This window comes from Pseudomonas sp. E141 (genome assembly GCF_052659885.1).
On the sequence record NZ_CP084024.1, the window covers coordinates 1,816,949 to 1,842,509 of the forward strand.

Annotated in this window: 18 protein-coding genes and 2 pseudogenes; 10 read left to right on the top strand and 10 right to left on the bottom strand. The window is 61.0% G+C overall.

Annotated features, from left to right (window positions below; genetic code table 11):
• Nucleotides 1–33 precede the first annotated feature (33 nt).
• A complete protein-coding gene (locus GKKCFE_RS08205; protein WP_305468069.1) occupies nucleotides 34–483 on the top strand; it encodes a hypothetical protein in 450 nt (149 codons plus the stop codon).
• A gap of 97 nt (nucleotides 484–580) precedes the next feature.
• On the opposite strand, the gene GKKCFE_RS08210 is transcribed toward GKKCFE_RS08205, so the two are convergent.
• Nucleotides 581–1,264 (bottom strand): response regulator, encoded by a 684-nt coding sequence (locus GKKCFE_RS08210; RefSeq protein ID WP_445577712.1) that lies wholly within the window; start codon nucleotides 1,262–1,264, stop codon nucleotides 581–583.
• Between the two features lie 3 nt (nucleotides 1,265–1,267).
• Complete coding sequence (gene baeS, locus GKKCFE_RS08215) at nucleotides 1,268–2,686, bottom strand: sensor histidine kinase efflux regulator BaeS (protein WP_445577713.1); 1,419 nt, start codon at nucleotides 2,684–2,686, stop codon at nucleotides 1,268–1,270.
• 112 nt (nucleotides 2,687–2,798) lie between these two features.
• Here baeS and GKKCFE_RS08220 point away from each other — a divergent pair, with 112 nt between their 5' ends.
• Genes GKKCFE_RS08220 through GKKCFE_RS08230 form a run of 3 tightly spaced genes read left to right on the top strand, consistent with a single transcriptional unit; the run spans nucleotide 2,799 to nucleotide 8,535 of the window.
• Nucleotides 2,799–3,992 (top strand): efflux RND transporter periplasmic adaptor subunit, encoded by a 1,194-nt coding sequence (locus GKKCFE_RS08220; protein ID WP_445577714.1) that lies wholly within the window; start codon nucleotides 2,799–2,801, stop codon nucleotides 3,990–3,992.
• A 2-nt stretch (nucleotides 3,993–3,994) separates the two neighbouring features.
• A complete protein-coding gene (locus tag GKKCFE_RS08225; RefSeq protein ID WP_445577715.1) occupies nucleotides 3,995–7,141 on the top strand; it encodes an efflux RND transporter permease subunit in 3,147 nt (1,048 codons plus the stop codon).
• Entirely contained in the window at nucleotides 7,138–8,535 is a 1,398-nt protein-coding gene (locus GKKCFE_RS08230) for an efflux transporter outer membrane subunit (RefSeq protein WP_445577716.1), read from the top strand. The genes GKKCFE_RS08225 and GKKCFE_RS08230 overlap by 4 nt, the downstream gene beginning before the upstream one ends.
• Nucleotides 8,536–8,587: 52 nt before the next feature.
• Here GKKCFE_RS08230 and GKKCFE_RS08235 read toward each other — a convergent pair whose 3' ends face one another.
• Both GKKCFE_RS08235 and GKKCFE_RS08240 read right to left on the bottom strand, forming a co-directional pair.
• Complete coding sequence (locus GKKCFE_RS08235) at nucleotides 8,588–9,259, bottom strand: class I SAM-dependent methyltransferase (protein WP_305468080.1); 672 nt, start codon at nucleotides 9,257–9,259, stop codon at nucleotides 8,588–8,590.
• Nucleotides 9,260–9,426: 167 nt separating this feature from the next.
• Nucleotides 9,427–9,615: pseudogene (locus tag GKKCFE_RS08240) on the bottom strand (helix-turn-helix domain-containing protein); the annotation flags it as partial.
• A gap of 151 nt (nucleotides 9,616–9,766) precedes the next feature.
• On the opposite strand from GKKCFE_RS08240, the gene GKKCFE_RS08245 reads away from it, so the two are divergent.
• Nucleotides 9,767–10,471, top strand: a complete 705-nt coding sequence (locus GKKCFE_RS08245; RefSeq protein ID WP_305468082.1) for a TetR/AcrR family transcriptional regulator — start codon at nucleotides 9,767–9,769, stop codon at nucleotides 10,469–10,471.
• Complete coding sequence (locus tag GKKCFE_RS08250) at nucleotides 10,461–11,246, top strand: pyrroline-5-carboxylate reductase family protein (protein WP_445577717.1); 786 nt, start codon at nucleotides 10,461–10,463, stop codon at nucleotides 11,244–11,246. Before GKKCFE_RS08245 ends, GKKCFE_RS08250 begins: the two co-directional genes overlap by 11 nt.
• 283 nt (nucleotides 11,247–11,529) lie before the next feature.
• Here GKKCFE_RS08250 and GKKCFE_RS08255 read toward each other — a convergent pair whose 3' ends face one another.
• A complete protein-coding gene (locus tag GKKCFE_RS08255; RefSeq protein ID WP_139050663.1) occupies nucleotides 11,530–13,566 on the bottom strand; it encodes an NADH:flavin oxidoreductase in 2,037 nt (678 codons plus the stop codon).
• A gap of 359 nt (nucleotides 13,567–13,925) precedes the next feature.
• Between GKKCFE_RS08255 and GKKCFE_RS08260 the strand changes: the two genes are divergently transcribed.
• Nucleotides 13,926–14,828: a glycine betaine ABC transporter substrate-binding protein gene (locus GKKCFE_RS08260; RefSeq protein WP_445577718.1), complete on the top strand. Its 903-nt coding sequence runs from the start codon at nucleotides 13,926–13,928 to the stop codon at nucleotides 14,826–14,828.
• Between the two features lie 135 nt (nucleotides 14,829–14,963).
• Here GKKCFE_RS08260 and GKKCFE_RS08265 read toward each other — a convergent pair whose 3' ends face one another.
• Nucleotides 14,964–15,818 (bottom strand): methyl-accepting chemotaxis protein, encoded by an 855-nt coding sequence (locus GKKCFE_RS08265; RefSeq protein WP_445578033.1) that lies wholly within the window; start codon nucleotides 15,816–15,818, stop codon nucleotides 14,964–14,966.
• Nucleotides 15,819–15,872: 54 nt separating this feature from the next.
• A pseudogene (locus GKKCFE_RS08270) lies at nucleotides 15,873–16,907 on the bottom strand (cache domain-containing protein); the annotation flags it as partial.
• 278 nt (nucleotides 16,908–17,185) lie between these two features.
• Here GKKCFE_RS08270 and GKKCFE_RS08275 point away from each other — a divergent pair.
• On the top strand, nucleotides 17,186–18,226 hold the full coding sequence (locus tag GKKCFE_RS08275) for a GlxA family transcriptional regulator (protein WP_188251527.1): 1,041 nt from the start codon (nucleotides 17,186–17,188) through the stop codon (nucleotides 18,224–18,226).
• An 82-nt stretch (nucleotides 18,227–18,308) separates the two neighbouring features.
• Here the strand turns inward: GKKCFE_RS08275 and GKKCFE_RS08280 are convergent, their stop codons facing one another.
• Nucleotides 18,309–18,722, bottom strand: coding sequence for a hypothetical protein (locus GKKCFE_RS08280; protein ID WP_139050661.1), 414 nt, complete (start codon nucleotides 18,720–18,722; stop codon nucleotides 18,309–18,311).
• Nucleotides 18,723–19,037: 315 nt separating this feature from the next.
• Entirely contained in the window at nucleotides 19,038–19,760 is a 723-nt protein-coding gene (locus GKKCFE_RS08285) for a pirin family protein (protein WP_188251529.1), read from the bottom strand.
• A 321-nt stretch (nucleotides 19,761–20,081) separates the two neighbouring features.
• Between GKKCFE_RS08285 and GKKCFE_RS08290 the strand changes: the two genes are divergently transcribed.
• Both GKKCFE_RS08290 and GKKCFE_RS08295 read left to right on the top strand, forming a co-directional pair.
• On the top strand, nucleotides 20,082–21,032 hold the full coding sequence (locus GKKCFE_RS08290) for a GlxA family transcriptional regulator (RefSeq protein ID WP_139050659.1): 951 nt from the start codon (nucleotides 20,082–20,084) through the stop codon (nucleotides 21,030–21,032).
• Between the two features lie 183 nt (nucleotides 21,033–21,215).
• Nucleotides 21,216–22,694 (top strand): ATP-binding protein, encoded by a 1,479-nt coding sequence (locus tag GKKCFE_RS08295; RefSeq protein ID WP_445577719.1) that lies wholly within the window; start codon nucleotides 21,216–21,218, stop codon nucleotides 22,692–22,694.
• Here the strand turns inward: GKKCFE_RS08295 and GKKCFE_RS08300 are convergent.
• Nucleotides 22,641–25,451: an ATP-binding protein gene (locus tag GKKCFE_RS08300; RefSeq protein ID WP_445577720.1), complete on the bottom strand. Its 2,811-nt coding sequence runs from the start codon at nucleotides 25,449–25,451 to the stop codon at nucleotides 22,641–22,643. The two genes, GKKCFE_RS08295 and GKKCFE_RS08300, sit on opposite strands and share 54 nt — an antisense overlap.
• Between the last annotated feature and the right edge of the window lie 110 nt (nucleotides 25,452–25,561).

Here is a 25,561-nt window from a genome sequence, read left to right on the forward strand (position 1 = left end):
AGCGTTTGCTGATGTTTCAGCGTGGAGGTGCTCATGTTTCTGGTCCATAAGAAGGGCTTCGTTCCCGGCAAGAGAATGGTCGACGGTCTGGTGCCCTACGATTTCTTCTGTGAAGACAATCCGAGCCTTAACCTGTTTGTCTTCACGGGCTCCGCCACCCCGGGCAAAGTGGTCGAGGAGCAGACACTCTGGGGATTCACCCGTCTGGAACGTTTTGAAGCGTTGAGCGGTACTCTGGTGTCGAACAAAAAGCATGCAGGCTGGTTTCAGAAGGTCAATGTGCTCACCGGCCCCGCCCAGAACGGCACTCAAAGCGTGAAGTTCCAGCGAGTGCTGAAAATCATCAAGCACACCGATGCCTCGGCCCGAGTCGCCAGCAAGGCCGACTACGAGATCCAGACAGATGAAGGCGACACCTACTTCACCCGTCGGCCTGCCATGGACGACAGTGCGCAAACCGTCATCTATTCGGCGGATCAGTAGGCTCGACTGCCAGGTGCATCTACGGCGTTGAACTACCGTCCATCGCGAGCCGGCTCGCGCTGACGCTGTCGCAGCCAGCATCAGCGCGAAAAGACCCTCAGGCGTCGGCAAGCTGAAACCGATAACCCACTCCATACAACGATTCGATCGGCTGTTCACCTGGGCATGCCTGCTCGAGTTTGCGTCGCAGATTACGGATGTGGCTGTCGACGGTGCGATCGGTGACCACCCGGTGATCGGAGTAGATTCTGTTCAGCAATTGATCGCGGGAAAAGACCCGCCCCGGCGCGCGGGCGAGGGTGCTGAGCAGACGTAGCTCCAAAGGCGTCAGGTCCAGCGCAATACCGTCGAGAGACGCCAGGTACTGTTCTTCGTCAATCAGCAGACGCGGCGGCGCAGAGGTAAGAAGTTGTGGGCTGCGCCGCAGGATGGCCTTGACCCTGGCCACCACTTCGCGGGGGCTGAAGGGTTTGCAGATGTAGTCATCGGCCCCCAGGTCCAGCCCGAGCAAACGGTCTACCTCCTCGACGCGAGCGGTGATCATGATGATCGGCACGGCGCTGAAACTGCGCAGGTCCTTGCACACTTGCAAACCGTCGCGTCCTGGCAACATCAAGTCGAGCAGGATCAATCGCGGCTCGTTGGCACGTACCGCCGGTACCACCTCAAGCCCGTTGTCCAGGCACTGGGTCGTGTAGCCGGCGGCGATCAGGTAGTCGCGTATCAACGCGGCCAGTTTGGGTTCGTCTTCGACGATGAGGATCGGACTGTCGTTGACCATGGTTCAGGCGTTCCGTGGCAGGCGCAGGGTCAGCCAAAGGCCGCCCAGGGGCGAGTGTTCGGCACTGAGGCTGCCACCGTGGGCCAGGGCGATACTGTGACAGATGGCCAGCCCCAGGCCGGCGCCACCACTGGCGCGATTGCGTGAGGATTCGCCGCGGTAGAAACGCTCGAACAGCCGCGGCAATTGATCCGCATCGACCCCGGGGCCGGAGTCGAGAAAATCGACGCGCACGACGTCGTCCTCGCTGGCGGCACAAATGCGCAGGACACCGCCTTCATCGGTATAGCGCAGCGCGTTTTCCAGCAGATTGCCGAACAGTTGCTGCAGGCGTTTGGGGTCGGCTTCAACCTGTAGCGGCGTTGTCGGCAGCTCCAGCTCCAAACCCAGGTGCCGGGCATTGCAGCGCTCCTGGAACATCGCCACGCAACCGTCCAGCAGCTCGTTGAGATCGCATTTTCTCTTGCGGTAAGTCAACGCGCCCACATCTGCCAGGGACAGTTCATACAGATCGTCCACCAGTTTGCTGAGCATGCCGACTTCGCCTTGCAGCGATTTCATCGAAGACTGATCAAGTGTGCGCACGCCGTCCTCGATGGCTTCCAGTTCGCCGCGCAGTACCGACAGGGGGGTTCGCAGCTCATGGGAGACATCGGCCATGAACTCCCGACGCATTTTTTCATTGCGCTCCAGGGTATACGCCAATTGATTGAAGTCCCGGGCCAACTGACCGACTTCGTCATTGGAAGACACAGTGACTCGGTTGCTGTATTCACCGGCGGCCAGGCGATGCGTAGCAGCGGCCACGCGCTTGACCGGATCAAGCAGGGTGCGGGCGATCCACCAGGCGATCAGCATCGCCAACAGCAAAGAGAACACCCCTACGGCCAGGCTGGTGCGTATCAGATACAGACGAAAGCGTTCGCCTCCGGCTTCGGTCACGTTCTGAAACGGCGTCACCGCCAGCCAGCCAACGGTTTTCCCAGCGACCTGGACCGGGCGCATCAAGGCGTCGTCGGCAATTGCCGAGTAGCCCATGACCAATTGCTTTTGCACGTCCAGCAGGGCAATGCGAAACACCGCACCGGTCAGGTCGGACATGGGCATGGGGGGCCGTTGCGGGTCGCTGTCGTTTTCCCCAGGTTCGGGGCGCAGTAGTTCGAACCAGCGATCCGGTTGGTTGCGCAGAAACTCCCAGTCGCCCTCGCGCTCGTAGGCGTTGGCCAGACGCGGCAGCACCGGCGACATGCGCAACAGGGCCTGTTCGTTGAGATAGTCGAGAAAGCCTTTGCCAAAGCTCCAGCCGTTGGCCACCCCCATGCTCAGGATGACGAACAGTACGCTGGCCAGCACTGCGATAAACAGCTTGGTGGAGATGCTCAGTTTCATGGGCTCGGGCAGGTCGGTGAATGGCCCGTCCATTTAGGCCCTGGTGTGAGGAAGATTCAAGGGCGGCGGGCAATCTTCAATTTTCCTGCACATTTGCCTCGCAGTATGGCGCCTGGCTTGAACCATCCGTCTTGCAGAGGCATTTATGTCGACCAAATTATTCGCCAAATCCCTGGTGACCAGCGCCGTGCTGGTGTTCCTGATCGTTCTGTTTCTGTTGGGCGGTTGCTCCGGTGAATCGGCACCGGTTGTCGAACCGCCCAAGGTGTCCGTGATCACTGTGCAGCCGCAAAGCCAGGCGCTGACCACAGAACTGGCCGGGCGCACCCAGGCGTTCATGGTCGCCGAGATTCGCCCGCAGGTCGGTGGTATCGTCCAGCAACGACTGTTTGTCGAAGGAGCCGAGGTCAAGGCCGGACAGGTGCTGTACCAACTGGATGCTTCCTCTTACAAGGCCGCTTTGGCCGAGGCACAGGCGAACCTCGCCAAGGCCCGTGCCACCTTGAAGTCGGCCCAGGCCACGGCCAAGCGTGACGCACAGTTGGCCAAGATCGATGCCATTAGCCAGCAAGACAACGAGGACGCTCAGGCCAGCCTGCTGACCGCCGAAGCCGAACTGCAAGTGGCCCAGGCCGGCGTGGAGACTGCGCGGATCAACCTGGCGTACACCCGTATCAGTTCTCCTGTTAGTGGGCGCATAGAAACCTCAACGGTCACGCCGGGCGCGCTGGTGGTCGCCAATCAAGAGAGCGCGTTAACCACGGTGCAGCAACTGGACCCGCTCTACGTTGACGTCACCCAGTCGACCACCGAGTTGTTGCGCCTCAAGCGCGACCTGGCCAGCGGTGTGCTGCAAAGCAACGGCGAAGGCGAGGCGCGAATCAGCCTCAAGCTTGATGACGGCAGCACCTATGCCCATGAAGGTCGCTTGAAGTTCAGCGGCGTGAGTGTGAACGAGGGCACTGGGACGGTGACTTTGCGGGCGCAAATCGCCAACCCGGACCGGCTGTTGCTACCGGGCATGTACGTGCGGGCGGTGCTGGAGCAGGCTCGCGACGACCAAGCGATTTTGATTCCGCAACAGGCCGTAACCCGCAGCGCCAGCGGGGTGACCACGGTCTTGTTGGTGGTCAATGGCAAGGTCGAGCAGCGCGTCTTGACCATCGACCGTGCCGTGGGCAACCAGTGGTGGGTCAAGACCGGCCTCAATGCCGGTGACCAGGTGATTGTCGAGGGCGGGCAGAAAGTACGGGTTGGTGAAGCAGTCGTAGCGCAGAGCCCTGGCACGCGCAGTCGCACGCTGAAATCGGCGCCAGTCGCCATTGCGCAGGAGGGCTGAGCATGGCGCGTTTTTTCATCGATCGGCCGATTTTTGCCTGGGTTATTGCCATCGTCATCATGCTTGCGGGCGCTTTGTCCATCAGTCAGTTGCCCCTGGAGCAGTACCCGGACATCGCGCCACCGACAGTGCGTATCTCCGCCACCTACACCGGCGCCTCGGCCAAGACCGTGGAAGACTCGGTGACCCAGGTCATCGAACAACAGATGAAAGGCCTGGATAACCTGACCTATATGTCGGCCTCCAGCAGTTCGGACGGCAGTGCCAGCATCAGCCTGACGTTCACCGCCGGCACGAACCCGGACGTGGCGCAGATGCAGGTGCAGAACAAGCTGCAACAGGCCGAGTCGAGGCTGCCGCAGTCGGTGCAAAGCGAGGGCCTGACCGTGACCAAGGGCGGCTCGGACTTCCTGATGATTGCCGCTCTGGCGTCCGACAATCCGAGCGTCACCGGCACCCAGATTGGCGACTACATTTCCAGCACCTTGCTCGATTCCATCAGCCGTATTGACGGCGTCGGCGATGTGCAGACATTGGGCTCGGGCTATGCCATGCGCATCTGGCTGGATCCGGCGCTGTTGCAAAAATACGCGCTGATGCCGTCGGACATCAGCTCTGCCCTGGAAGCGCAGAACACTGAGGTCTCCGCCGGTCAGCTCGGCGCCATGCCGGCGGTGAAGGGCCAGCAGTTGAACGCCACCATCAGCGCCCGCAGCAAGCTGCAAACCGTTGAAGAGTTTCGCAATGTCGTGGTCAAGTCCACCAGTGACGGTGCGGTGGTATTGCTTGGGGATGTGGCACGGGTTGAGTTGGGCAGTGAAAGCTACGACGTAACCTCCGCCCTTAACGGTAAACCCGCTGCTGCCATGGGTGTGCAGCTCGCCGCCGGGGCCAACGCCCTGAATGTGGGCGAGGCGGTGAAGGCCAAGCTTCAGGAGCTGGAGCCGTTCTATCCCACGGAAATGCAGCTTAAGAACGTTATCGCCTACGACACCACGCCCTTTGTCAGCCTGTCCATCGAAGAGGTGGTCAAGTCCTTGGGCGAGGCCATTGTCCTGGTCGTGCTGATCATGTTCCTTTTCTTGCAGAACCTGCGGGCCACGCTGATCCCGGCGATCACCGTACCGGTGGTGCTGCTGGGTACGTTCGGTGTGCTGGCCCTGTTCGGCTATTCAATCAACACCCTGACCATGTTCGCCATGGTCCTGGCCATCGGCCTGTTGGTGGATGACGCGATTGTGGTGGTAGAGAACGTCGAGCGGGTAATGGCTGAGCGCGGGCTGTCGGCCCTGGACGCCACGCGCGAGTCGATGGATGAAATCACCAGCGCTCTGATCGGCATCACCCTGGTCCTCAGTGCGGTATTCATTCCCATGGCGTTTTTCGGCGGCTCCACCGGGATCATCTACCGGCAGTTTTCGGTCACCATCGTCTCGGCCATGGTGCTCTCGGTGCTGGTAGCGATGACGCTGACGCCGGCATTGTGCGCGACCCTGCTCAAGCCGTCCGATGGCAAGGGACATGGCGCTCAAGGCGGATTCTTCGGCTGGTTCAACCGTACGTTCGAGCGCGCTGCCCAGGCCTATAAAGGCCGGGTGGACGCTATTTTGCAGCGTGGCCGCGTCAGTTGGCTGGTGTATGCGCTGGTGGTGCTGGTGATGGCGGTCGGTTATCTGAGCCTGCCCACGTCATTCTTGCCTGATGAAGACCAGGGCATTCTCATGGCTCAGGTGCAATTGCCGGTGGGAGCCACGGACAGCCGCACCCAAGCGGTGGTCAAGCAATTCGAAAGCTACCTGCTCGAACAACCGGAAGTCGAAGCGCTGATCAGCATTTCCGGCCTGGGCATGAACGGCAACAGCCAGAACAGCGCCCGCGCGTTTATCCGGCTCAAGGACTGGAGCGAGCGCACAGGGGCAGGGCAGGATGCCGCGTCCATCGCTCAGCGCGCAACCATGGCGCTGTCGAGCATTGGTGATGCCAATGTGTTCGTCATGCAACCGCCGGCCGTGCGCGGGCTGGGGCAGACATCCGGCTTCGACCTGCAACTCAAGGACCTCGGTGGACTGGGGCATGACGCTCTGGTCGCCGCGCGGGAGCAATTCATCGAGCTGGCGAACAAAGACGCGCGTTTGCTGGGAGTACGCAGCAACGGCCTGGACGACACCCCGCAGCTCAAGGTCAGCATAGATGATCGCAAGGCCGGGGCCTTGAGCCTGAGCACCAGTGACATCAACACCACCTTGTCCACGGCCCTGGGGGGCACCTATGTCAATGACTTCCTCAATCAGGGCCGGGTGAAGAAGGTCTACGTCCAGGGCGAGGCCGCATCGCGGATGCAGGAGGCCGACCTGGAACATTGGTTCGTGCGCAACAGCAACGACGAGATGGTGCCTTTTTCCTCATTCGCCAGCAGTTCGTGGAGCTACGGGTCACCGTTGTTGGAGCGCTACAACGGCAACGCTTCGCTGGAAGTGGTTGGCGACCCGGCACCCGGGGTCAGTACCGGGGACGCCATGGATGCGGTGGAAGCTATCGTCAAACAGTTACCTGAGGGCATCGGCTATGAGTGGACCGGGCAGTCCTATCAGTTGCGCCTTTCCGGTTCGCAGGCGCCGTTGCTGTACGCGATATCGGTGCTGTTCGTCTTCCTCTGCCTCGCTGCACTCTATGAGAGCTGGTCAGTGCCTTTCTCGGTGATGCTGGTGGTGCCGCTGGGGGTGGTGGGCGCGGTGCTGGCCACCCGTGTCAGTGGTTTGAGCAACGACGTGTACTTCCAGGTAGGGCTATTGACCACCGTGGGGTTGGCGGCCAAGAACGCGATTCTGATCGTCGAGTTCGCCAAGCACCTGCAAGAGCAGGGCAACAGCTTGCGAGAGGCGACGCTGATCGCCGTGCGCCAACGCCTGCGGCCGATTCTCATGACGTCCCTGGCCTTCATGTTTGGTGTATTGCCTCTGGCCCTGAGTAGCGGCGCCGGTTCCGCCGGACGCCAGGCAATCGGTACCGGCGTGCTGGGCGGCATGTTCACCGCGACGGTGCTGGGGATCTTCTTCGTACCCTTGTTCTTCGTGCAGATTCGTCGGCGTTTTTCCCGCGTCTCCACGGTTTCGACTGCTGTTCCAACCACCCAGGCAGGTGACGAATGATCAAGTTCCGCTGGCCATTGCTGGCCTTACTTTCACTGCTCGGTGGCTGCATCAATCTGGCACCACTTTATGAACGTCCCGAGGCACCGGTCTCCGAACAATGGCTGCCCGGCACCGGTACGCCCAAGGGAGAGGTGGCCGCCGATATTCAATGGCAACACTTTTTCACTGACAGCCGTCTGGCGCGCCTGCAATCCCTGGCCCTGACCAACAACCGCGACCTGCGCCTGGCCGCACTGAACGTCGAAAAGGCCCAGGCCCAATACCGCATCCAGCGCGCAGAGTCTTTGCCGTCGGTCGATGCCAGCGTCAGCGGCACCCACAGTCGTACGCCCGGCTCATTGTCCAACAGCGGCTCGGCGACCACCAGCCATGACTACAGCGCGCAGCTGGGGCTGAGCAGCTATGAGCTGGACGTATTCGGGCGCATGCAAAATCTCCAGGACGAGGCGCTGGAAGACTATCTGGCCCTGACCGAAACCCGGCGCAGCACGCAGATCAGCCTGGTGGCCGAAGTTGCCACGGCCTGGTTGACCCTGGCGGCGGACAACGAGCGTTTGCAATTGGCCCAGGAGACCTTGCGCAGCCAGCAGGCGACCTATGAGTTGACCCGTCGCAGCCACGCACTGGGTGGCTCCTCCGGTCTGTCCGTGGCCCAGGCGCAAACCACCGTGGAGTCGGCCCGAGCTGACGTGGCGGAGTATGAAAGCCAGACTCTCCAGGACCGCAATGCCCTGCGTTTGCTGGTGGGCAGTGATGTACCCGAAGAACTGCTGCCGGGCTCGACCCTGGAATCGGCTGCGGCGCTGGTCCAGGTACCGGCCGAGCTGCCTTCCAGCCTGCTGCAACGGCGTCCGGATGTATTGGCCGCCGAACACACCCTCAAGTCGGCCAATATCGACATCGGCGCAGCCCGTGCGGCGTTCTTCCCGAGCATCAGCCTGACGGCCAGTGCCGGTTCTTCCAGTTCGGCCTTGTCCAGCCTGTTCAAGTCCGGCAGTGGCGCCTGGTCGTTTGCTCCGAGCGTCAGCCTGCCGATCTTCGACGGTGGCAGCAACCGTGCAACGCTGGATGCCGCCAAGACCGAGCGTGAGATTCAGGTGCAGACCTACCAGCAGACGTTGCAAAGCGCGTTCAAAGAAGTGGCCGATGCCCTGGCGGTGCGCAGCACCCTGGACCGACGCATCGAGGCCCAGCAGGCGTTGACCGACGCCAGCCGCAAGAGCTTCGAACTGTCCGACGCCTTATACCGAGGTGGATCCCAGAGCTATCTCGAAGCCCTGGATGCCCAGCGCTCGCTGTACAGCGCGCAGCAGGACCTGATCAGTCTGCGCCTGACCGAACAGAGCAACCGTGTGACGCTGTACAAGGTAATGGGGGGCGGCTGGAATTGAGCCGACATTCAGAGGCGTTGAGCGCCCCTGAAGAGCATGTTCGCTGCGGCGTTCAACCTTGCGGCTCGGCCAGCAGTAGCAACGACTGCGGAGCCGAGCTTTGCGGGTGCTGCGGCTCCTGCAGGCCGGCCAGTCGATAGCCGGCCATATCCAGTGCATTGAGCCAACTGGACAAGGTACGAAAGTACCAGGGCATGGGCTGCCATTGCCCCTGGAAGCCGGCGAAGGTTTCTTCTCGCCAACCGTCCTGATAGTTGCCCGCCGCTGCGGCCCACGGATGCAGTGTCTGGATCACTAGGGTGCCGCCGGGGGCGAGCAGGGCGTTCATGGCGCTGAGCAGCGGGATGATGTCCTGGTGCAGCAGGGCGAAGTTGGCGCAGATCAGGTCGTAGTTGCAGCCGATGTCCACCGTCGCCTGCGCCAGCGCCTCGTAGCTTGCCAGATGCACCGGCGAAGAGCCTGCGGCTCGCGCGGCCTCGACCAGCGTTGCATTGCCGTCCACACCGACCGCTTCGATGCCTCGTTCGACCAAGGCTCGTAACAACCAGCCCTCGCCACAACCCAGATCGAGCACACGCTCGGGTTGACGGCTCAGTACCGCCAACAGGATGGCTTGGTCGGTGACGTTGACGCGGCTCTCGAGGGTGCCGGTGCGGATCGCTTCGATCCAGGATTGGGCGTTGTGCTGCCAGCTCTGGAGGAGGCTGGATTCGGAGGCGGACATGTCGATCTCCTGCGTTGTCCAGCCGAACCTGGATTGATACTAGGTCAGGATGTCGGGAACGGCCTGTTACCCTATTTTGCTCTCGACCAACGGTCAACCTTGGTGCCCTGGTTGGCAGCGGTTTCATTCCCCCTTTCTTCTGGAGGCTTTAGAGCGCAGAAGCCTACTTAGGCCGCCGTCGATTTCACCCGGCTGTCGCTCGCGGTTTCCCGGAACAGTCGAGGCGACATGCCGAACGTCGACTTGAAGTGCCGGCTGAAGTGGGAACTGCTGCCATAGCCCCAGGCGTAGGCGATCTCGGTGAGCGAGCGATGGGCATGTTCCCGGCTGCGAAGGTCTTCGGCGCAGCGGGCCAGGCATACTAAGTAAACAGCCTGTGGGGGCGTCACTAATGCCGCTCGCTCTCAAAGGCGGAGTAGAAGAAAGTCAATCAAATGTACTCACGTGTACATTCAGGGTTCATCCGAGTACATTCTCTTTACGTATGATTTGAATAAGGTAGGCACGATGTCCCAAGTAGGGAAAGCACGTGGCAAGGCTCAAGACGCAGGCTGGCGGGGGTCGCCGGAGGGGTGGCTGGAAGCGGCCTACGAGGCTCTGAAGGAGTCGGGCATCGATGCTGTTCGGGTCATGCCGCTGGCCAAGCGCCTGGGCTTGTCACGCACCAGCTTCTACTGGTTCTTCGAGGACCGCGAGCAGTTGCTGGCGGCTTTGTTGTCTCGGTGGCGGGAGACCAATACCGGGGGCTTGATCAGGCAAAGCGAAAGTTATGCCGAAAGCATTTCCGAGGCGATCCTGAATGTGTTCGAGTGCTGGCTCAACCCGCAGTTGTTCGACTCGCAGTTCGAGTTTGCCGTGCGCAGTTGGGCGCTACAGTCCGCTGAAGTGGCCCAAGAGGTCGCTGCCGTAGACGAGCAGCGGATGAATGCTCTGGCGAGCATGTTCAAGCGCTTCGGTTATGACAGCCAAGGCGCTGATACCCGGGCCCGAACGATTTATCTGACGCAGATCGGCTATATCACCATGAATACGAGTGAGCTGATTACTGTGCGCTTCCAGCGCATTCCGCATTACGTGAGTATTTTCACCGGCAAAGTCCCCAAGCAGCGCGAGCTGGATCGCTTCTATGGGAAGTTCGGCTATGCCGAAAAGGAGCCTGGGATCTTTGTTCCCTTGACCGACACTTTCGAAGGCAGCGCCGATGATCAATGAGACCGTGGGGATCATTGGCGGGACCGGCTGGCTGGGCGGGTCGATTGCCAAGGCGGTGTTGGCGAAGGGACTGTTGCCGGCGGCGAACCTGGTCATTTCCAATCGTTCGGGAAACCACCCGTTGGCTCAGCAAGGTGCTTGCCTGGTCGCGGACAACCAGGGCCTGGTGGATCGCAGCGACGTCGTGATCATCGCCGTTCGCCCCGAGCATTTCGCCAGCCTGAACATCAACGCGACGGGTAAAACCGTTATTTCTCTGATGGCTGGGATTGGCGCACAGACAATTGCTGCACAGACCTCGGCTGCGGCAGTGGTGCGGGCGATGCCCAATGCGGCGGTGGAGATCGGGCAGTCCTTTACGCCTTGGTATTGCTTTGCAGAGGTAGCGGCAACGACGAAAAGCCTCGTGCAGCGCTTGTTCGAGTGTGTAGGCACGGCGGCAGAGGTGCAGCAAGAAGACTTCATCGATTACCTCTCGGCGCTCTCGGGTACGGGCCCGGCTTTCCCTGCTTTGTTGATGACGACGCTGGCCAATCAGGCGATGGCTGCCGGCATTCCTTGCGACATCGCTCAACTCGCCGCGAAAAATGTGGTGGTAAGCAGCAGCCAGTTGTTGGCCAGTCACGATGCCCAACACATGATCGACGCCCTGGTGGCCTACCGTGGGGTGACGGCTGCCGCCTTGCAAGCGATGATCGATGGGCACTTCGAGGAGCAGGTGGGCAGGGCGTTGCAGGCAGGTGCAGCGGTTGCTCGTCAGGGGCTTCAAACCTGAAAAACGCAGCCCCTGCGCGATCGGGGCTCGTGTGTGTATCGGTTGCTGGGGTAGCAGTTACCACCGTATCGCGAGCAGGCTCACTCCCACATTCAATCTTCAGTCGATCTAAAATTCATGTCCAACACAGACCCCCTGTGGGAGCGAGCCGGCTCGCGATGACAACAGCACATCCGGCATCCATGTAGCTGAACCACCGCTATCGCCAGCAGGCTCGCACGGGGTGAAAGTCAATGTTAAGTCTCAAAAATGCCCCTGACTCATGGGGTCAGGGGCATGACCTTCAGACGTCTTTCACCAGCCGCAGTGCATCGTAGATAGCGGCGTGGGTATTACGTGCCGACACCGCGTCGCCGATCCGGAACAGTTGGAAACGACCCTCGGGGTTGGTCACGATATTTTGGGTTTTCCCGGCGATCAGATCGTGCTGTTCAACCGCACCGTTGTTGCTCGAATGCGGGCGCAGGTCGAAGTACAGATCGTCCAGGGGCAGGGTGCCGTGGTTGATCACCACCTGATCGACCACGCGCTGCTTGTGCACTTGGCCATAATCGCTGCCGAAGCTGGCCACCAGCTGACCGTCGCGCGTCTCTACGGAGTCGACGCGATAGGTGACCGTGAAGGTGACGTTCAGGTCCTGCAGGCTGCGCATGTAAGGCACCAGGTTCATCGCCATCACCTCCGGCGCAAACGACCGGTCCGGCGTGACGATCTCCAGTTTTGCACCGCTGTTGGCAATGACCTCGGCCGCCTGTAGCGCCGCGTGGTCGCCGGCGTCGTCGAAGATCAGCACGTTCTTGCCAGGCTTGACGTCGCCGGAAATGATGTCCCAGGTCGACACCACCAGTTCATTGCCCTGCTTGAGCACCTCGGTGTGCGGCAAGCCGCCTGTGGCGACGATCACCACGTCCGGTTCCTCGGCGATGACGGTCTCGGCTTCGGCCCAAGTGTTGAAATGGAACTTCACGCCCAAGCGTTCGCATTGCGCCATGCGCCAATCGATGATGCTGATCATCTCGCGACGCCGTTCGCTCTGCGCGGTCAAGCGGATCTGGCCGCCGGGTTGGTCAGCCACCTCGAACACCGTGACGTCGTGGCCGCGCTCGCCGGCGACCCGCGCTGCCTCCAGGCCCGCCGGGCCGGTACCGATCACCACCACCTTGCGCTTGGTGGGTGCCTTGGGGATCTCGTGGGGCATGGTGGTTTCGCGCCCGGTGGCGGCGTTGTGGATGCAATACGCGGCGCCGCCCTGATAGATACGGTCCAGGCAGTAGTTGGCGCCGACGCAGGGGCGGATGTCTTCTTCGCGTTTTTCGATAATTTTGCGCACGATGTGTGGATCGGTCATGTGCGCCCGCGTCATGCCGATCATGTCCACCTTGCCCGAGGCGATGGCGTGCCGTGCCGTGGCCACGTCCGGGATCTTGGCCGCATGGAACGTCGGGAAACCGGTGGCCGAGCGGATCTCGCCGGCAAAATCCAGGTGCGGCGAGTTGCGCATGCCCTGGATTGGAATCACGTCGGTGAGGCCGGCATCGGTGTCGATGTGCCCGCGCACGACGTTGAGAAAATCGACCAGCCCACTGTCCTTGAGCATGTGAGATATCTGAATGCCGTCGCTGGCACCGAAGCCCCCCGGCAGGTTTTCATCGCCGGTGTAGCGCACTCCCAGCAGAAAGTCCTCGCCGCAGCGCTGGCGTATGCCACGCAGCACATCAAAAGTGAAGCGCAAGCGGTTTTCCAGCGAGCCGCCGTAGGGGCCGTCGAGGTCGTTGGTCAGCGGCGACCAGAATTGATCCATGAGGTGCCCGTACGCCTGTAACTCCAATCCATCAAGGCCTGCGGCCTTCATGCGTTCGGCGGCATCCACGTAGTCCTTGATGATCCGGTCGATGTCCCAGTCTTCCAGTTTCTTCGGAAAGGCCCGGTGGGACGCTTCGCGGCGATGAGAGGGCGATACGACCGGGAGCCAGTCGGCCTTGTCCCAGCGTGTACGCCGTCCCAGGTGGGTCAGTTGAATCATCACCGCGGCGCCATGTTCATGGCACTCGTCGGTCAGGTCCTTCATCCATTTGACCACCTCATCCTTGTACGCCAGCACGTTGTTGAACACCGGCGGGCTGTCACGGGAAACGGCAGCGGAACCTGCGGTCATGGTCAACGCCACGCCGGCCTTTGCCCGTTCAACGTGATACGCCCGGTACAGGTCCTTCGGCATGCCGTCGACGGGGTAAGCGGGCTCATGGGAGGTGGTCATGATCCGGTTTCTGAGCGTCAGGTGTTTGATCTTGTAAGGCTGCAGCAAGGGGTCGCTGGACATGGTGTTGCGCTCCGGAGCAGAACGTCAGGCGTGGTTTTGACATAACGGTAAGTTGGATGTTCATGTGTGTCAATGATTCGGACAGTGGTGTACATTTTTCTTGCGCCGTCAAAATGCCAGGATTAAGATCGGCTCGCAGCGAGGTGATTTGGCTTGCTCGGGGTGAGGGACCCCAGGCTTGGGCTCAAGAGGGCTAGAGGCACTGAAAATGTCTGCCGCAGTGAACGGCGCCATTGACCCCAACGTGAACGTAGAGATCAAAACCGCCTGAAGATGAGGGCGCTTTTGCGCTCATGAGTGAAGGTAATTGCTTCTGCTGTCCTGCCAACAACAACTCACACAGAACGCGGAGAGGCACTATGGTTACGTTATCCAGTAAGACTTTTAGCGGCTGGCTTGCAGGCCTGTGTATGGTTTTTTGCAGCTTGCTTGCCCATGCCGAGGAGCCTGCGCCTGTGCGCATTGGATGGGTGAATTGGTCGGATACGGAAATCGCTGTAAAGCTGGCAAACACCGCCCTGCAAGACCACCTCAAGCAACCGGTCAAACTGGTGCTGGCCGATATCGGCATTCAGTTCCAGGCGCTGGCTAACGGTAATATCGACCTGATCCCGATGGTCTGGCTGCCGAGCACTCACAAAGCCTTCTATGACAAGTACAGCGACAAGCTCGAAGACCTTGGCGTGTTGTATGAAGGTCGGATCGGTATGGCGGTGCCAACTTCCATTGCCGCCAGTGAGATCGCCAGCATCGAGGATCTCAACAAACCAGATGTGCGGGAAAAGCTCGGCGGCAAAATCCTCACTTCAGAAGTGGGCAACGGCCAATACAAGCTGACAGAAAAAGCCATTGAGCTATACAAACTCGATGGCTACAAAATGGTTGCTTCGTCCGAATCCGGGATGTTGAGTGAGTTGGATCGTAACCTCAAGCGTGACAAATGGTCTTTGGTCAACGCCTGGAGCCCGCATTGGATGTTCTCCAAATGGTCGCTGCGCTATCTGGATGATCCCAAGAAGATTTTTGGGGGCGCAGAGCAGATTCACGCGGTGGCCCGCAAAGGTTTTAGCGCGGAGTATCCCGACGTCGCCCGCTTCTTCACTCACTTCAATATTCCTCAAGCTGACCTTGAGAGATTGATGGCGGCGGCGCGGGACAGTTCGGCAGACAAGGTGGTCGCCGAGTACTACGCAGCCAACAAACCGCGCTTCGAGGCCATGTTTGGCGGGCAAACCGCATCGGTGACAACAGGGCCGCAATGACTCGGTGACACAGCAAGTGTGGGAGCGAGCCTGCTCGCGATAGCGTCAGTGCATTCAACATCAATGCAAGCTGAGCCACCGCCATCGCGAGCAGGCTCGCTCCCACATTTGGGGTGGCTGTCTCAGGCTCTACAACTAGAACTTGAACCGCCCCACCAACCCTTTGAGCTGCCCGGAAATATCCGTCAAGCGCCCCGAGCCCGTCTGCGCCGAGTGGGCATATTCTTCCACCAGTTGTGCATCGGTATGGATTTGCGAGATGTGCCGGTTGATGTCCTCGGCCACCTGGTGCTGTTCCTCGGCCGCTGTGGCGATCTGGGTGTTCTGGTCGCGAATCGAGTCCACCGAGATACGGATCTTGTCGAAGCTGTCGCGGGCCTGCTGGATGCGTTCAACGCTGGTTTTGGAGCCCTGCAGACTGCCTTGCATCTGCAGGGTGACTTCCTGGGTCCGGCGCGCGAGGTTGCCCAGCAGGCTGTCGATCTCGCCGGTGGAGTCGGCGGTACGCCGGGCCAGGGCGCGGACTTCATCGGCCACCACGGCGAACCCACGACCTTGATCGCCGGCCCGCGCGGCCTCGATGGCGGCGTTGAGGGCCAGCAGGTTGGTCTGTTCGGCAATCGAGCGAATGGTGTCGAGGATGGTGTTGATGTTCTTGCTGTCCTGCTCCAGCGCCTGCATGGTCTGGGTCGACTTTTGCAGATCCTCGCTCAATTTCAGCACACTGCCCGTGGCTTCCCCGATGTGATGCTGGCCGTCGTGCACGTCGCGATAACCTTCGTCCGCGCTGGAGGCCGCCTGGCTGCAAGAGCGGGCGACCTCATTGGCGGTGGCGACCATTTCGTTGAACGCGGTGCTTACCAGTGCAACGGCCTGGCGTTGACGTCCGGCGGCTTCGTTCATGTTTTGCGCCACTTCGCTGGTATCGGCGGCGGCGCTTTGCAGGTCGGAGGAGGCGCTGCCGATGCGCTGCACCAGTTGGGCGATCATGCCCAGGAACTGGTTGAACCAACTGGCCAGGGTGGCGGTTTCGTCCTTGCCTTGCACCGAGAGCTTGCGGGTGAGGTCGCCTTCACCTTCGGCGATTTCCTGCAGGCCATTGGCGACACCGCGAATCGGTCGCACGATCACGCTGGCGAAACTGGCGCCGACGATGGCGAACACCACTGCCAGCGCGGCGGCGATGATGGCGATCAACCAGGTCAGGCTCGCGGCTTCGGCCATGACTTCGTCGCGTTTGATCAGGCCGATGAAGCGCCAGCCCAGGCCTTTGGAACTGACGACGTTGGCCATGTAGGGCACGCCATCGATCTCGATCTGAGTCACGCCATCACCGCTTTTGGCCAGTTCGGCATAGTTGGGGCCAATTTCTGCCATGGGCTTGAAGTTGTGCTTGGCATCGCTGGGATCGACCAGGACGTTGCCATTGGCTTCGACCAGCATCAGGTAACCGCTATCGCCCAGCTTGATGTTCTTGACCAGTTCGGTCAGTTGCTTGAGCGACACGTCCAGGCCCACCACACCCACCAGCTTGCCGGCGGCGTCGGAGACCGTATGGACGATGCCGATCAGCGACACGTCGTCCGGTGCCCAGTAATAGGCGTCTGTGCGCACGGTGGTGCCCGGCGAAGCGATGGCGGCCTTGTACCAGGGGCGTACGCGGGGGTCGTAATTGGAAATTTTGGGGTCGTCAGGCCAGCTGGCGTAACCGCCGTCGGCCAGCCCCAGAGAAAGATAGGCGGTGGTCGGATGGCTTTTGGCGAATCTGTCGAATATGTCCAGCAGCTGTTTGTTGTTCTCAGGCAGTGGAATTTGTGCAGCGTCGGCACCGGAATAGTTTTTCAGATCCTTGGCCGCGATAATCCGCGGGTCCTTGGCGAAGAACTCGACGTTCTGGCTGATGCCATCGAAGAACTGCTTCATGCCGTTGTCGATCTGGCGGATTTCACGGCCGCTGCTGTCCAGGAAGTTGGTTTGTGCGGCGTCGCGCAGGTTCAACACGACCAGCACCGCCACCAGGATAACTGGCAGGCAGGCGATGGCCGCGAACGCCCATGTCAGCTTCTGTTTGATATTCATGACTTCTCCCGCGGATATTTATAGGTGTTGAAACGGCGGAAACAGGAAACAGTAGCGGTGCGCGTTGCGAGTTTCTGGAACGGGGGAAGCGCCCATGCGTACCTACACGATATCGACCAGAATCGAAGGTACTTGAGGTCGAGGAGGGGCGATGACCCTGCGGTGTCGCGAGTCGATTGCAGCCGTCGTGGTTAATCTGGAAGATGTGCCAATTGCTCTGCTGCTTAAAGCGCGAGCGTGATGCAAGTCCTGATGCCTTCATGTATTGACGAGGCCCTATGCCAAGCGCATTCGAGAGCGTACTTAAAAACAAAAACATGGCTTACCGGCCGCTCGGATCCTCAGGTGCTGACCAGGCTCCGGTTCGTGTCGCGTTCGTATTGATGGACAACTTCTCGATGATGTCCTTTACCGGTGCGGTGGATGCGCTGGTGACGGCCAACCTGATGAGCGACAGGCCTCTGTATGAGGTGCTGACGGTTGGGGCCTCGGGGAGTCAGGTGACCAGTGATCTGGGGATCGTCATCTCTGCCGATATCGAGTTGGCGCAGTTGCCGGAAAACCAGGACGTCCTGATCGTCGCCGGTGGCTTTCGCGTGAAGTTGCAGGGCATGCCGCTGCTGCGACGCAAGCTGCGCGCCAACGCAGCGTCCGGGGCAATACTGGGCGGGTTGTGGAACGGCGTTTTTTTCGTCGCCGATGCCAGTTTGCTCGATGGTTTCGAGTGCGCGGTTCACCCGGAAAGTCGCGCCATGATGGCGGAGGTTTTTCCCCATGTGAAAGTTTCCAGCCGCGCTTATGTGGTGGACCGGCAGCGGGTCAGTTGCGCAGGTGCCAACAGCTCGCTGCGCATGATGCTTCAGTTGATCCGCCAGACGGGAGGCGAGGCGCTGGTGGGGGCGATCGAGGAGATCCTGCGGTGTGACGAGTCGGGCGACGCGTCGGATCTGCCGCCGGTCTTCGTCGAAACCGATCCGACGCTGCCAGAAAGTCTCAAGCTGGCGTTGGAGTTGATGTGGCAAAACATCGAGGAGCCGTTGACCATCGATGAGCTGGCGGCATGCGTGAAGATTTCCAAGCGGCAGTTGGAACGGCGCTTCTGCAGTTTCCTCGGCGCGACCCCGACACGTTATTACCTGGAACTGCGCCTGACCCGTGCGCGCCAACTTATCCAGCAGACCAATCGATCTGTCACAGAAATCGCCGTGGCGACGGGCTTTGTCAGCTCGCCGCACTTTCAGCGTCGTTTTCGGGATTTCTTCGGCGTTCCGCCTGGCAGTTATCGTTCGACGTTTGAGCGAAAACAAGCGTTGCGCTGAGGTCGCGCAGTTCACGCGGGCCTGCGCTAACGTGTGGCGTTGGCGCAGGTGCGAAGGTGCACCGCAGACCGGCGGCGTGGAATCAGGTTTTATCGTCGGGCAGTTCGTCGGCAGGCAGCTTGTCTGTCTGCGAGGCGGTCTGGGAGGCGGTCATGGTTGTACCCTTGCAGAGCACTTTGCCAACCTCGTCGGCTATCGAGCCTTCAATAATGCGACCTTGCATCTGGTCGAACTGGGCTTTTTCCAGGCCATCGAGGCTGTTGTACATCCCCATGTGGCGAACATTGCGCGAGGCGCAATCGATTTCCAGTTTTGTATAGTTGGTAAAGTAGCGGCCCGATCTTTGCAACGTGGCCTGGATGGATGAATCGCTTTCAACAAACGAGACGATGGAGTATTCAGCGTCTGAATCGTCGTATTGGTAGGTGATTGTCTGGACGTCCGCAGTGGCGCAGCACGCAACGGATAGTGCAACGAAAGAAATAACCGTTTTCATACTTTCTTCCATGAAATAAGCAGAAGCCAGGGGATTTTAATGGCCAAGTGAGATCATTTTGCTTGGCTTGTAACATTCAGTCAATATCACAGAGTGATGGCATCGCCCACCATTGGTCTGAAAGTTCAGTTGAACGGGAACTTATCCAGGCGTTTTTCCCATCAACCAAAGAGCGCATGGAAGGAGGGCGGCGAGCCCTTGGATCCCATGCGCTACCTCTGATAGCAAAGCTCGATTGCGCCGGATTGCCCGACTTTTTTTAGACGCTTTTAGCGCCCATTGCTCAAGTGTTATAGCCGCGGTAATGGCGACCGCTCATGGCATCTGCGGCAATTCCTGTGGTCGCAGATCAAACACCAGAACCTCGGCATCCTGACCGTTGCTCAACGTCAGCAGCTGTTCCTCGCGCACCCGTACGCCATCACCTTCCTGTAACGGCACCCCATTGAGCTCGACACTGCCGCGGGCTACATGCACGTAGGCATAACGATCAGGCGCCAATGTCAGGGTGGCGTTTTCCTTGCCGTCGAACAGCCCGGCATAGACCCGTGCGTCCTGGCGCACCTGGAGCGAGCCGTTGGCGCCGTCCGGGGAAATGATCAATTGCAGACGACCCCGTTTCTGTTCGGCGCTGAAGTGCTCCTGCTGATAGCGCGGTGTGGCGCCACTGACGTTGGGCACGATCCAGATTTGCAGGAAGTGCACCAGCTCCTCGGCGCTGTGGTTGAACTCGCTATGGGCCACGCCGCTGCCGGCGCTCATCAGTTGTACATCACCAGGGCGAATGACGGAGCCGGTACCCAGGGTGTCCTTATGCTCCAGCGCGCCTTCAAGTACATAGGAAAAAATCTCCATGTCCCGATGAGGATGCTGGCCGAAGCCCTTGGCCGCTGCGACCCGGTCGTCGTTGATGACCAGCAGGTCGGAGAAGCCTTGTTCATTGACGTTGCGGTAGCTGGCAAAGGAAAAGGTATGGAACGAGGTCAGCCAGCCGTGGCGGGCGATGCCGCGGTCTGAAGCTTTGCGAAGGGTCAGCATGGTAGCTCTCCTGATGTGTAGGGGCGGCGGCGTTGGGCGTTCGCCAGGTTCAGAAGAAGGTTAATGGTTATTGAATTGTTCAATAAGCAGGTGGAAAACGAAATACTGTCCGCTTTGAGTGGACAATAAGCAGTGCCTACCCGCAGGCGCGTGGCTTCGACATAATGTTGGTTTTGCAGGCTACACAAACCCTGTGGGAGCGAGCCTGCGTGCGTAAAGCCGCTTCAGCTTGGCTCTTTGTTGGTTGCCAGTGCGCTATCGTGAGCTGGCTCGCTCCCACAAGTGGCATCTGCAGGTCCTGAATATTTTGGCGTATTTTCGATGAAAACCGTTGCAATGGTGCTGTTCCCGGATTTTTTATTGCTCGACATGGCCGGGCCTCTTGAAGTGTTTTCCATCGCCAATCGTTACCTTGAACCCGCTCTTCGTTATCAATTGCTGACCCTGGGAACCGAGCGCGGCGCGTTGCGAGCGTCCAATGGCGTGGCGGTACAGGCCGATATCCACATCGACCAGGCTTGGGCGGCCTATGACGTGTTGCTGGTGCCGGGTGGGCCGGGCGCCTATAACGACCAGCATCCGGGATTGCACACCTGGTTGCGCGCGGCAGCGCCGCGGGCCACGCGCTACGGCTCCATTTGCACCGGCGTATTTGTGCTAGGCGAGGCAGGGCTGCTTGACGGCTACCGCGTCACCACCCATTGGCACTACACCGAACGCCTGATCCAGCGTTTCCCCAAGGCACGGGTGGAGACCGACAAAATCTTCCTGCAGGATCGACGCTTGTTTACCTCCGGTGGGGTCACCGCCGGCATCGACCTGGCGTTGTCCATCGTCGCTCAGGACCACGGTCGTAAAGTCGCGCTGGATGTGGCCAAGGTGTTGCTGGTGGTGATGAAGCGCCAGGGCGGCCAGGCGCAGTTCAGCCCGCTGGTGGCGGCGGTGGCGGCTCAAGAGTCTGCCATTACCCGGGTGCAGCATCATGTGATGGAGCACCTGGAGGAACCGTTCACCATCGAACGCATGGCCGCGATCGCCGCCATGAGTTCGCGCCATTTCGCCCGGATGTTCGTTCGCGAAGTAAAGATGACGCCCATGGAGTTCCTGCAAGGTGCGCGCATCGACCGCGCCCGCCAGTTGCTGGAATCCACGGATTTGCCCCTCAAGACCGTGGCGTTTCGCAGCGGCTTCGGCAGTGTGCGGCACATGCGCTCGCTGTTCAGCGAAAAGCTTGGCCTGACCCCCGTGCAATACCGCCAGCAGTTCAGTTGAGCCGTCGGTGTCCGTCCAGGGCACCGCAATGTCCGTGATGCGCTCTGTGCCAGCATTGTCCTCTGGGCGATGGCTGCCAAGATAACCGCGAACCCTCTGGAAAGGATGCGCAGGAGCCAGGGCAGACGCGTTCGGATCGCCGTAGTGTCATGCCCGCGATGGTTATCCGGCGCTGGATCGCCCATGAACAGTTTCGCCAGACCCGACACCGAGCCGGCGGCGTGCTTCGGCCCGTTTAGCTTTTATCGCCAGCAGCGACTTGTCACGCGTGACGGCGAGCCCCTGGTATTGGGCGGTCGCGCCCTGGACATTCTTCAAGTGTTGCTGGAGAACGCCGGTCACTTCGTCAGCAAGCAAGCGCTTATCGCGCGCGTCTGGCCTGACAGCGTGGTGGAAGACATCAACCTGCGGGTGCACATCGCGGCGCTGCGGCGGGCTTTCGGTGACGCGGCGCAGGGGGCACGCTACATCCTCAATCATCCCCGGCAGGGCTATTGCTTTACCGCGCCCGTGGTCGTGGATGCTGACGTCGAGCAGCCGGTCGAGCGCCACAACCTGCCCGCGCGCCTGAGCCCGGTGATCGGTCGCGACAAAGTGCTGGGCCGGTTGCTCAGCGAGGTGCCCCGTCAGCGCCTGACCACCGTGACCGGACCGGGTGGGGTCGGCAAGACCACCGTGGTGCTGCGGGTGGCCGAACTGTTGCTGGAACACTTTGACCACGGTGCCTGGTTTGTGGACCTGTCCGCCATCAGCGACCCGTCGCAGGTGACGAGGCAGGTTTCCCGCACCCTGGGCCTGGGACATGGCGCCTTGGGCCAGCAACTGAAATCCTGGCGGGTTTTGCTGGTGCTCGATGGCGGCGACCATCTGCTCGACGCCTGCCGGGACCTGGCCCGGGCGTTGGGCGCATCGGCCCCGCAGGTCTCGCTGCTGTTCAGCAGCCGCGAGCCCTTGAATCTGACGGATGAGCGCGTCGTACAACTGCCGGGGCTGACAGTGGCCTCGCCCCGTGAGCCGGCGCACCAGATATTGGCGTGTCCGGCCGTGCAGTTGTTGATCGATCAGGTCGCTGCCCGGCAGCAGGGTTTCGAGCCCAATGACCGCGAGCTGGCGGTGATTGTCCAGATATGCCAACGCCTGGACGGGTTACCGCTGGCGCTGGAACTGGCGGCGGCCCAGGTGGGTGTGTTGGGCGTGGCGGGGGTCTTGGAACAGTTGGATTGTGGGCTGTCACTCTTGAACCATGGACGCCGCACGGCTGTGGCGCGCCATCGCAGCCTGGAGGCCATGCTGGATTGGAGTTTCGAGCGTTTGAGTGACGATGAGCAAGCCGTGTTCCAGCGCCTGGCCGTGTTCGATGGGCCGTTTACGCTCAAGGCTGCGCTGGCCGTCATCAGTTGTGCCGAGCTGGAAGCAGGGCAACTGCCTGGTCTGCTGTCACGGCTGGCGAACCAATCGCTGGTCATGGTTGAGCAGTGCGTGGACGGGGTTCGGTTCCACTTGCTCCACACCACGCGCGCCTATGCCCTGGAAAAATTGCGGCGCAGTGGTCAGTGGGTTGTTTTCAGCCGGCGCCACGCGCTGCAAGAAGCCTGGGAGGTTCGTCGTTCAAGGCCCCAGCCGTCGGGCCAGTTTTTGCAGGAGCGCGCCAGCTTGCTGTAGGTCGGGGGTGTTGAACCCTTCGCTGAAACGACGATAGACCGGCCCGAGCAGATCCTGGGCGGCATGGTCCATGCCCCGGCGTTGCCACAGCCGGGCCAGGGACATGGCGCTGCGCAATTCCCAAGCCAAGGCATTTTGCCGCCGGGCCACCGTCAGGGCGCTCAGCAGTTGCTCTTCGGCGCAGCGCTCAAGGGCGGGGTCGTTTTGCGCCAGCAGGGCTTCAGCATCGGCCCGCAAGATCTCCGCCGAACACCAGCCTGCCGCACCGTTGCGGGCGCGCTCGACCTGTGCCTGGTTGACGCACTCGATGCGCAGGGTGACGACGATGTCCTCGATCAGTCCTGCGTGGGTCGAACTCGCTTCCAGGGTTTCGTCATCGAAAGCGCGGGCATAGTGGCTGGCCCAGTCATGGAACAGCATGACCGAATGTTTTTTCGCCTGGTGCTTCAACAGTTCGAGCCTTTCCCGGGCGCGTGAATGATCGCCGTTGTAGTGCGCAATCACACAACCGCTCAGCGCCAGGGTGTAGCAGATCGAGATGCCGTGGTTGATCTGCAAGGCAATCTGCAGCGCAAGGTCGGCGGTGCGCCGGGCTTTCTCGGCAAAGCCTTGCAGCCAGAGAATGCGCGCCAGTACGGTCAGTGCCGCCACGCTCTGATCGTATTGCACGCCGAAGCCGTGGGAGAAACGGCTGAGGTGGCCGCTCTGGGCCAGGCGCTGGATCACTTGTTCGGCATCACGCCGGGCGGCCGTCTGGTCGCCGGTGAAATGCTGCGCCAGCACCCGCAGGCGTTGGGTGCTCAAGGACAGGGTCGGGTCGCCGTGCATGCCCAGTCGGTCGAAATCCAGGCTTTGCTCCAAGGCCTCTTGGTAGTTGCCGCAGCTGAGGTTGACGGTCATGAGCCCCGACACGGCTCGCAGCTCGCCAGCCAGGTCCTGGCATTGTTGCGCCAGGACCCGGGCCGTGGTGAAGGCTTCGACAGTGGCAGGCGTGCCGCCTTGGGTATGGTAATTGAAACTGGCATGGGCCAGTTCCAGGGCCAGGGTCAGTCGTGGGCACGGCACGGGGCTTTGGCGCAATAACGCCCGCGCCTTGCTCACGTAAAGCCCGTGCTCCCTGAGCAGCGACAACTCCTGCCAGAGGGGCAGGGTGCGGGCAGTCAGGCGGATCGCTACCGCATGCGACCCCTGCGGGCCCAGCCCCCGGTCGAGCGCGGCACGGATGTCGTCGCGATAGAGGGCGTAGCGGGCGATCCACTGCCGCGTGGGGGTCGTTTCCCAGTCTTTTTCGGCATGCTCCATCAGCGTCAGGCAGCGCTCGGCGTGACGCTGGTGGCTGGCAGCCAGTTCCCCGGCTTCAGTCAGTTTTTCCAGGGCATAGCTGCGGGTCGTGTCCAGCAGGCGATAACGCACCTCTTCATCGCCGACCTCGACGTTGAGCAGCGATTTGGCGACCAGTTGGCTGACCGACATCAGCACCTGGTCCGGCGCGATATGTTGACCCACGATCACCGCTGCGGCCGACGCCAGATTGAAGCTGCCCATGAACACCGCCAGCCGTCGCAGGCAGGTTTGCTCGCAGTCGGTAAGCAGCGCAAAACTCCAGTCCAGCGTGGCCCGCAGGGTTTGCTGGCGTGGTGCGGCGACGTTGGTGTCGTTGTGGAGCAGGGCGACGCTGTCTTGCAGTTGCCGGTGAAGTGCCTCCAGTCCGAATACCCCGATCTGACCGGCGGCCAGTTCGATGGCCAGGGGGATACCGTCCAGCCGACGGCAGATGTCGACCACCAGCGGTATGTCCTGATCCGTCAGCTCGAAGCTGTCATGACTGGCCATTGCCCGTTCGGCGAACAACTGCAGCGCCGGGAACTCCAGGGCCGGATACCCCTCGATGGGCATCTCCCGGGGTGGGAACGCCAGGGAATCCAGATGCTGCACGTGCTCGCCTTCGGCCCGCAGGCCTTCGCGGCTGGTGGCCAGGATGTGCAAGTGAGGCGCACCGCGCAGCAGGGTTTCACTGAGCTGGGCGATGGCATCGATCAGGTGCTCGCAGTTATCGATGACCAGCAGCAGGTGTTGCTCTTTGAGTCGCCGGGTGATGGCATCCAGCGGGTCGCCTTCATGCAGCGGCAGGTCCAGCAGCGCACACAGGTTTGGGACAATCATGCACGGATCGTTGAGCGACGCCAGGTCCAACAGGTAGGCACCGTCGCGGTAGTGACCGATCAACCGCTCAGCGACACGCAAGGCGACGGTGGTCTTGCCGATCCCGCCGGTACCCACCAGGGTGATGAACCGTTTTCTCGGCAGCTGGGCCACCAGGTTTTCCACCAGGCCCTGGCGTCCGATCAGCCGGGTGCGGCGCGGCGGCAGGTTGTGGGCCAGGGAAGGGTGAGGGATGCGCGCCAGTTGCTCGACCGGCTCCAGGGACACCGGTGCGACGAAGCTGTAACCGCGCTGCGCCACAGTGATGATGTAACGCTGCCCGGACTGGCCGTCTCCCAGGGCCTTGCGCAGCGCCGCCACGTGCACCCGCAGGTTGGTGTCTTCCACCACGCTCCTGGGCCAGACACGGGCCATCAGTTCGTGCTTGCTCACCACGTTTCCAGCGTGTTCGAGCAATACCAGCAGGATCTCCACTGCCCGGCGTCCCAGGCGCAACGGCTGCCCGGCCTCCAGCACCAGCCGCTGGCGAGGATGGACGCGGTAAGGGCCGAAATGCACCGTCTGTTCGACAGGCAGGTTGAGGTATTGGCTCATGTTGCTCTCAATGTTCTGGTCCCGGTGCAGGGGGCTTTTCCCGAGCATATTCCTCAGGTTTTGTTTCAAGCGCAACGGTGAACGTTTTCCAGACGCCGCATTCTCTGTGG

Excerpts from the sequence above, each read along its gene's own strand:
- GKKCFE_RS08275 (WP_188251527.1), top strand. The coding sequence starts at position 17,186 with ATGCCAAGCGCATTCGAGAGCGTACTTAAAAACAAAAACATGGCTTAC.
- GKKCFE_RS08300 (WP_445577720.1), bottom strand. The coding sequence starts at position 25,451 with ATGAGCCAATACCTCAACCTGCCTGTCGAACAGACGGTGCATTTCGGC.
- GKKCFE_RS08245 (WP_305468082.1), top strand. The coding sequence starts at position 9,767 with ATGTCCCAAGTAGGGAAAGCACGTGGCAAGGCTCAAGACGCAGGCTGG.
- GKKCFE_RS08260 (WP_445577718.1), top strand. The coding sequence starts at position 13,926 with ATGGTTACGTTATCCAGTAAGACTTTTAGCGGCTGGCTTGCAGGCCTG.
- GKKCFE_RS08290 (WP_139050659.1), top strand. The coding sequence starts at position 20,082 with ATGAAAACCGTTGCAATGGTGCTGTTCCCGGATTTTTTATTGCTCGAC.
- GKKCFE_RS08265 (WP_445578033.1), bottom strand. The coding sequence starts at position 15,818 with ATGATCGCCCAACTGGTGCAGCGCATCGGCAGCGCCTCCTCCGACCTG.
- GKKCFE_RS08220 (WP_445577714.1), top strand. The coding sequence starts at position 2,799 with ATGTCGACCAAATTATTCGCCAAATCCCTGGTGACCAGCGCCGTGCTG.
- GKKCFE_RS08235 (WP_305468080.1), bottom strand. The coding sequence starts at position 9,259 with ATGTCCGCCTCCGAATCCAGCCTCCTCCAGAGCTGGCAGCACAACGCC.
- GKKCFE_RS08280 (WP_139050661.1), bottom strand. The coding sequence starts at position 18,722 with ATGAAAACGGTTATTTCTTTCGTTGCACTATCCGTTGCGTGCTGCGCC.
- baeS (WP_445577713.1), bottom strand. The coding sequence starts at position 2,686 with ATGGACGGGCCATTCACCGACCTGCCCGAGCCCATGAAACTGAGCATC.
- GKKCFE_RS08295 (WP_445577719.1), top strand. The coding sequence starts at position 21,216 with ATGAACAGTTTCGCCAGACCCGACACCGAGCCGGCGGCGTGCTTCGGC.
- GKKCFE_RS08210 (WP_445577712.1), bottom strand. The coding sequence starts at position 1,264 with ATGGTCAACGACAGTCCGATCCTCATCGTCGAAGACGAACCCAAACTG.
- GKKCFE_RS08285 (WP_188251529.1), bottom strand. The coding sequence starts at position 19,760 with ATGCTGACCCTTCGCAAAGCTTCAGACCGCGGCATCGCCCGCCACGGC.
- GKKCFE_RS08230 (WP_445577716.1), top strand. The coding sequence starts at position 7,138 with ATGATCAAGTTCCGCTGGCCATTGCTGGCCTTACTTTCACTGCTCGGT.
- GKKCFE_RS08205 (WP_305468069.1), top strand. The coding sequence starts at position 34 with ATGTTTCTGGTCCATAAGAAGGGCTTCGTTCCCGGCAAGAGAATGGTC.
- GKKCFE_RS08255 (WP_139050663.1), bottom strand. The coding sequence starts at position 13,566 with ATGTCCAGCGACCCCTTGCTGCAGCCTTACAAGATCAAACACCTGACG.
- GKKCFE_RS08225 (WP_445577715.1), top strand. The coding sequence starts at position 3,995 with ATGGCGCGTTTTTTCATCGATCGGCCGATTTTTGCCTGGGTTATTGCC.
- GKKCFE_RS08250 (WP_445577717.1), top strand. The coding sequence starts at position 10,461 with ATGATCAATGAGACCGTGGGGATCATTGGCGGGACCGGCTGGCTGGGC.